Source organism: Kitasatospora sp. NPDC059571 (genome assembly GCF_042735675.1).
Taxonomy (GTDB): domain Bacteria; phylum Actinomycetota; class Actinomycetes; order Streptomycetales; family Streptomycetaceae; genus Kitasatospora.
The window spans coordinates 1-6,306 of record NZ_JBHWBW010000459.1; the positions used below are offsets into that span (position 1 = coordinate 1).

The 6,306-nt window shown below is 75.7% G+C and carries 9 protein-coding genes; 7 read left to right on the forward strand and 2 right to left on the reverse strand.

All coding sequences use genetic code 11. The features are described 5' to 3' along the window. The 3 genes from ACFV0G_RS32775 to ACFV0G_RS32785 all read left to right on the forward strand — a co-directional run. Window positions 1–766 (forward strand): GntR family transcriptional regulator (locus ACFV0G_RS32775; protein ID WP_380555872.1); only part of this gene is annotated, 766 nt, incomplete at its 5' end. Window positions 767–900: 134 nt separating this feature from the next. Continuing rightward, entirely contained in the window at window positions 901–1,251 is a 351-nt protein-coding gene (locus tag ACFV0G_RS32780; RefSeq protein ID WP_380555874.1) for a hypothetical protein, read from the forward strand. A gap of 34 nt (window positions 1,252–1,285) precedes the next feature. Beyond that, on the forward strand, window positions 1,286–1,849 hold the full coding sequence (locus ACFV0G_RS32785) for an RBBP9/YdeN family alpha/beta hydrolase (protein WP_380555876.1): 564 nt from the start codon (window positions 1,286–1,288) through the stop codon (window positions 1,847–1,849). A 71-nt stretch (window positions 1,850–1,920) separates the two neighbouring features. Here the strand turns inward: ACFV0G_RS32785 and ACFV0G_RS32790 are convergent, their stop codons facing one another. Continuing rightward, the gene (locus ACFV0G_RS32790; protein WP_380555878.1) at window positions 1,921–2,505 is read right to left on the reverse strand and encodes a helix-turn-helix domain-containing protein; all 585 of its coding nucleotides are present in this window, start codon (window positions 2,503–2,505) and stop codon (window positions 1,921–1,923) included. 116 nt (window positions 2,506–2,621) lie between these two features. Between ACFV0G_RS32790 and ACFV0G_RS32795 the strand changes: the two genes are divergently transcribed. Further along, window positions 2,622–3,458, forward strand: coding sequence for an EamA family transporter (locus tag ACFV0G_RS32795; protein WP_380555880.1), 837 nt, complete (start codon window positions 2,622–2,624; stop codon window positions 3,456–3,458). 64 nt (window positions 3,459–3,522) lie between these two features. Here the strand turns inward: ACFV0G_RS32795 and ACFV0G_RS32800 are convergent, their stop codons facing one another. After that, complete coding sequence (locus ACFV0G_RS32800) at window positions 3,523–4,188, reverse strand: class I SAM-dependent methyltransferase (RefSeq protein ID WP_380555882.1); 666 nt, start codon at window positions 4,186–4,188, stop codon at window positions 3,523–3,525. Window positions 4,189–4,263: 75 nt separating this feature from the next. Between ACFV0G_RS32800 and ACFV0G_RS32805 the strand changes: the two genes are divergently transcribed. The 3 genes from ACFV0G_RS32805 (at window position 4,264) to ACFV0G_RS32815 (ending at window position 6,216) form a co-directional block, all read left to right on the forward strand. Next, a complete protein-coding gene (locus ACFV0G_RS32805) occupies window positions 4,264–4,734 on the forward strand; it encodes a GNAT family N-acetyltransferase (RefSeq protein ID WP_380555884.1) in 471 nt (156 codons plus the stop codon). 121 nt (window positions 4,735–4,855) lie between these two features. After that, window positions 4,856–5,719 carry a RimK family alpha-L-glutamate ligase gene (locus ACFV0G_RS32810; RefSeq protein WP_380555886.1) on the forward strand — a complete coding sequence of 288 codons (864 nt, stop codon included), beginning with the start codon at window positions 4,856–4,858 and terminating at the stop codon, window positions 5,717–5,719. Between the two features lie 56 nt (window positions 5,720–5,775). Beyond that, window positions 5,776–6,216 carry a RidA family protein gene (locus ACFV0G_RS32815; protein ID WP_380555888.1) on the forward strand — a complete coding sequence of 147 codons (441 nt, stop codon included), beginning with the start codon at window positions 5,776–5,778 and terminating at the stop codon, window positions 6,214–6,216. Window positions 6,217–6,306: the final 90 nt, after the last annotated feature.

The window sequence follows — 6,306 nt, forward strand, 5'->3', positions numbered from 1 at the left end:
CCCCATCCCCTCCGAGCGCACGCTCTGCGAACGGCTCGGCGTCTCCCGCCCCACGCTCCGCGCGGCCGTCGACGAACTGGTCGCCACCGGTTCGATCGTCCGCGAGCACGGCCGCGGCATGTTCGTCGCACCGGCGAAGATCACCCAGGAGATGGCGATGGCCCCGGAGGACCGCGCCTTCAGCGTGCCGCGCGCTGCCGGCAGCTGGGCCAGCCGGGTCCTGGAGCTCTCCACCGTGCCGGCCGGCCCGCGGATCGGCCGCCGGCTGCGGGTCTCCCCCGCCGCCGACCTCACTTACATCGCGCGGCTGCGGCTCGTCGACGGCGAGCCGATGGCCATCGAGCACCTGCACATCCCCGCGGTGCTGGTGCCCGGGCTCAGACCCGCGGACATGGAGTCCGGCGACTTCTACGACCTGTTGCGCGAACGCCACGGCATCCAGGTCCGCGAAGCCGTGCAGTCCATCGAACCCACCGTGACCAGCGAGAACGAGGCGCGACTGCTGGGCGTGCCGCCGCTCTCCCCGGCGCTGCTGTTCGAGCGGCTGACCGCCGACGCGACCGGCCGCGCCGTCGAGTACGTGCACTCGGTGTACCGCGGCGACCGCTACCGGATCGTCTCGCGCATCGCGTTCGGCGACGGCGAGACGCACGGCCCCGCCGACGGCGACCGCGCCGCCCACCACCCCGGCATCCCGCCCGGCGACCTGCCGGGCCGAGGCAGCGGCCGGACCACCACCACCGGGGACGTCCAGCCCGTCCTCTGACGCACCGGCACCGTCCGCCACCGGCCCGCCACCGGCCCGCCACCGGCCCGGGACGTCTCGGCATCCGGAAACGGTTGGCGGCCGGTGTCGCCCGCGTGATCGACTGAGGCCCCGCACGGAAGGAGCGCACGCCCATGTTGCCATCCCTCGACGGCCTGGTCTTCGCGCCGGCCGGCCGTGCCGAGCACGGCGAGGTCGACGCCGACACCAGCTTCGCCTACCGCGAGGAGGACGGCCGGGTCTGGGCCTCCTACCGCGGCGGCGACATCGTCCACGGGCACCTGGTCGGCACCAGGGTCGGCGACACCCTCGACTTCCGCTACGTCCACCTCAACCGGCAGGGCGACACCAGCAGCGGACACTGCGTCAGCGCGCTGACCCGGATGGCCGACGGGCGGCTGCGGCTCGAGGAGTCCTGGCGCTGGGAGTCCCGGCCGGGTGCCGGGACGAGCACCGTCGAGGAAGTCCTTCCCCCCGCCCGCTGACCAGCCCGACCCGACCCGCCAGGAGGCCGCACCGGTGACCACCGACCAGCCGCTCCACCTCGTCCTGCCCGGCTACCAGAACTCCGGTCCCGCGCACTGGCAGAGCCGCTGGGAGGCGACCGGACGCGACTTCCGGCGCGTCCACCAGCAGGACTGGGACCGCCCCGACCTCGCCGACTGGGTGGCCGCGCTCGACCGCGCGGTCGCTGCGGCCGAGCGGCCCGTCGTCCTCGTCGCGCACAGCCTCGGCTGCGCCACCGTCGCCCACTGGGCGGCCGGCGGGGCCCGGCCCGGCGTCCTCGGCGCCCTGCTCGTCGCACCGCCCGACCTCGACGCCGCCGACGTGCCCGAACTCGCCGGCTTCCGGCCGGTGCCCCTGCGGCCCCTGCCTTTCCCGGCCGTCGTGGTGCACGGCAGCGACGACCCCTGGTGCAGCGCCGAACGCGCCCGCGAGTTCGCCGCGGCCTGGGGCGCACCCGCCGTCGACCTCGGCCCGTACGGGCACCTCAACTCCGAGTCCGGCCTCGGCGACTGGCCCGAGGGCCGGCGCCTGCTCGCGGAGCTCACCGAGCGCGCACTGGCGAGCCGGGCCCGCTAGCGGCCGACGCCCCGGGCCGCCCGGCGACCGGCCGGTCCGGTGGGCGGCGGGCTCTGCTCCCGTGGCACCGGTCAGGGTGCGGCGGCCGGACCGGGCGGCAGGTGGACCGTCATGATCAGGTGGCAGGACTCGGCGCCCGCGCCGCGGTAGGTGTGGGTGGTGTCCCCGTCGAAGGTGGCGGTCTGGCCCGCTTCGACGGTGTGCTCGGCACCGTCGACGACCAGGGTCATCCGGCCGGAGATGACGCTGACGGTCTCCACGACGCCGGCCTGGTGGGGGTGGCTGGGGTACTCCTCGCCGGGCTCCAGCCGCCACCGCCAGATCTCGACCGGGGCCGGGCCCGAGGTCGTCAGCACGAGGCGGGCCTCGCCGCCGCGCCCACCCGTCCACAGCGGTGCCGCGGCGTCGGCGGACACGATGCGCACCCGGCCCTCGGAAGGCCCCTGCATCAGGGCGGACACCGAGATGCCGAGGGTGTCGGCGAGCCGGACGAGGGTGGCCAGGTTGGGGTTGCCCTGGGCCTTCTCGAGACCCACCAGAGCGCCCTTGCTGACCTGGGCTCGCCGGCTGAGCTCCTCCAGGGACAGGCCCGCGCGGGTGCGGGCCGCCCTGACGTTGTTCGCGACCGTCCGCAGGGCTGCCGCCGTCTCGGTCACCTGATCACATCCTCACCCTCAGGTCATTCCAGTGCACCGTACGGTCGTTTGATTGGCATCGACTGGTCGATCCGATGTACCGTTCGGTCGTTCCACTGAATGGTAAGGGATGCGCCGTGATCGCTCTGCTGCTGGCCCTCGGAAGCTCACTCGCCTACGGATGCGCCGACTTCCTCGGCGGCCTCGGCGCCCGGAAGGCCCACGTGCTGCGCACCGTGATGATCGCCGCCCCGGCCAGTCTCGCGGTCGAACTGCTGCTGTGGCCGTTCCTCGGTGCCTCGTTCGGCCCCGGCGCCCTCGGCTGGGGCGCGGCCTCCGGAGCCGCTTCGGCCGCCGCGTTCGCCCTGCTCTACCGCACCCTGGCCATCGGTCCGATGAACGTGCTGTCGCCCGTGACCGCGCTGGTGTCCGCCGCGCTGCCGGTCGCGGTGGGGCTGCTGCAGGGCGAACACCTGGGCGCCGCCGGACTGGTGGGCCTGCCGCTCGCGCTGGTCGCGGTCGTGATGGTCAGCGCCGGCGACGGCGCGGGGTCGGCGCGGCCCTCGCGCACCGCGCTGCTGCTGGCCCTCGGCGCCGGCGCCGCCATCGCGCTCCAGCTGATCTTCCTGCACCAGGCGCCGACGGACAGCGGGGTCGCTCCGCTGATCGTCGGCCGCGGGGTCTCCTCGGTCGTCACCCTCGCGGCGGCGGGCCTGCTGCGCCACAGACTCGGGACCGAACGGCCCGCCTACGGGCTGTCCACCGCCGCGGGCGCGCTGGACTCGGTGGCGAACCTGCTGTTCCTGCTCGCCGCACGCAGCGGCAATCTCACCGTCGTCGCGGTGATCACCGCCCTCTACCCCGCGGGCACCGTGCTGCTCGCCCGCGCCGTGCTCGCCGAACGCATCCACCGCGGCCAGCTCCTCGGCCTGGGCACCGCCGCCGTCGCGGTCGGCCTGCTCACCCTGGCCTGAACCCGCTCGACGCCCACCGAGCACGGTGTCCCTCTCCGAAGCCGCCGGTCCGGGCCGGCCCGGGTCAGGCGTAGACCGAGGCGACCGCCGGCTGGCCGGTCCAGTTCGGGCCTGCCGCCGGGTCGGCGCCCAGGTAGTGGAAGCCGGCGAACTCCTCCGGCAGGTCGCGGCCGCCCTCCAGCGTGAGCAGCCGCCGGGTCGAGGAGTACGCGAAGCCGGCTGCCCGGAGGGCCGCCAGCACCGGACGGGCGGCGGACCTGCCGTCCGGGCGGCGGATCGAGGCCGGGTCGAAGGTGACCGCCAGCAGGCCGTCCGGCGCGAGCCAGCCGGCCCAGCGCGCCAGCAGCCCCAACTTGTCGCCCAGGTACGGCAGGCCGTGCACACAGGTGATCAGCGCCCAGTCGGTGCGGTCCGGCCGCCAGTCCGCCACCGACGCGGTCACCAGGCGCGCTCCGGTCCGGGCGGGCACCGGGGTGAGTGGGCCGACGAGGTCGACGCCGGCCAGCTCGGTGCCCGCCGGCACCAGGTCCGCGGCGGCGTGCAGCGCGCGCCCCTCGCCGCTGCACAGGTCCAGCCAGCCGCCCGGGTGCGTCTGCAGGCGCCCCGACGGGTCGAGGCCGAGCTCGCGCGCATAGCTGTTCACGCCGGACAGCGTCCGCTCCCGGTTCATCGTCCGGTTCGCCACCACGTCGGAGCGTGCCAGCTCCCGGTCCCCCACGAGATCCCCCATGGCGGACAGCCTAGGACCGAGCGCGGAAGGGCTGTCGCGCAGGGCGCTCCGGGCGGCACGCCGTACGGTTGGACCATGATCACTGTGCCGCGCCTCGAAGAGATCACGCCCGGGAACGTCGACGCCGCGATCGGCCTGAGCGTGCGGGCGGACCAGCAGCACCTGGTCGCACCGGTCGTGAAGTCGCTCGCCGAGGCCTACGCGTACGGCGATCTCGCCTGGCCGCGGCTGATCGTCGACGAGGGCCGGCCGGTCGGGTTCGTGATGGCCTTCTTCGACATCGACTTCGCCGCCGACGGCCGGGGCGCCGACCTGCGTTCGGGCCTCTGGCGCCTGAACATCGCCGCCGGGGAGCAGGGCCGGGGGTACGGCCGCTTCGCCGTCCGGGCGGTGGGCGCCGAGATCCGCCGCCGCGGGGGCACCCGGCTGACCACCACCTGGCACCCGGGTGCGGACGGCCCCGAGGACTTCTACCTCGGACTCGGGTTCCGGCCGACCGGCGAGACCAGCGGAGACCAGCGGGTCGGCGAACTCGCCCTGGACTGAGGCCGGTACAGCCCGGCATGCCCGCACCGGCGTGTCCGGCCGGAAACGCGGTTGACAGCCGGGACCGGCGCGGCGGAGGCTTCGTGCCCGAAGATCCTTCCCGTACCAGCCGGAGTCCGACGTGTCCCAGCATCCGCGCCCGCGTCCCGCCGTGGCCTACGTGACCAGCCACCGGGCCCCCGACGCCGAGGTCGCGGTCGCCCTGGCGGCGTTCGAGCGGGCCGGGCTGACCGCGGAGGCCGCGGTCTGGGACGACCCCGCGGTGCAGTGGGAGCGGTACGCGGCGGCCGTGGTCCGCAGCACCTGGGACTACCCGACCCGGCGTCCCGAGTTCCTGGCCTGGGCGCACCGGGCGGCCGGGCTGACCCGGCTGTGCAACCCGGCGCCGGTGCTGGAGCGGAACACCGACAAGACGTATCTGCGGGAGCTCTCCGGGGCCGGCGTACCGGTCGTGCCGACGGTCTGGGTCGGCCCGGGCGAGCAGCTCGGCGACGCAGTCGCGCCCTGGCCCGAACTGGTGGTGAAGCCGGCCGTGTCGGTCGGCGCCCGGGACACCCTGCGGACGTCCGAGCGCGCGGCGGCGGTGGCGCACGCAGCGGCCCTGGCCGCGGCCGGGCGGACGGCCATGGTGCAGCCGTACCTGTCGATGGTGGAGGGCGAGGGCGAGACCTCGCTCCTCTTCCTGGGCGGGGAGTTCAGCCATGCGGTGCGGCGCGGCCCGATGCTCGCCGGGGCGGACGGCGGCTTCGCCGACGAGACCCGGCAGCCGGACGCCGACCAGCTGGCGGTGGCCGAGCAGGTGCTCGCCGCCCTGCCGGAGCGCGCCGACCTGCTGTACGCCCGCGTCGACCTGGTGCGGGGCACCGACGGCGCGCCGCTGCTGATCGAACTGGAGCTGACCGAGCCCCGGCTGTTCCTGCACCACCACCCGGACGCCGCGGACCGGCTGGCGGCCGCGCTGCGGTCCCGCATCGACCGGGCCTGACACCGCGTCGGCCCGACCCCGCCCCTCCTTCCCCGACCACCGGAGTGTGTGCCGCCATGTCGCAGGAATCCGCGCCGTCCCCGCAGGCCCCCCACCTCACCCATGTCGCGGCCCCGCCCGGCCTGGCGCCGGGCCGCGGCTACAGCCACGTCGTCCACGGCAGCGGCCGGCTGGTGGCGGTCTCCGGGCAGCTGGCCCTGGACGAGCACGGCGAGCTGGTCGGCCGGGACGACCCGGCCGCCCAGGCACGTCAGGTGTTCGCGAACATCGGGCGGTGCCTGGCCGCGGCCGGTGCGGACTTCCGGGACGTGGTGAAACTGACCTTCTTCGTCACGGACACCGCCTTCCTCCCTGCGCTGCGGGCGGCCCGGGACGAGGTGGTGGACACCGCGCGGCCGCCGGCCAGCAGCGCCGTCCGGGTGGCCGGCCTGATCGCGCCGGAGTTCCTGCTGGAGGTCGAGGCCCTGGCCGTGGTCGCGCCCGCCGAGGGCGACTGACCGCTCCCGGGGGGGCCCCGCGGGGCGGGGGCGGGCCGCGGGTGTCGTGGGGGGGGGTGGGTCGACGGGGGGGTGGTGGGCCTCGCGGGT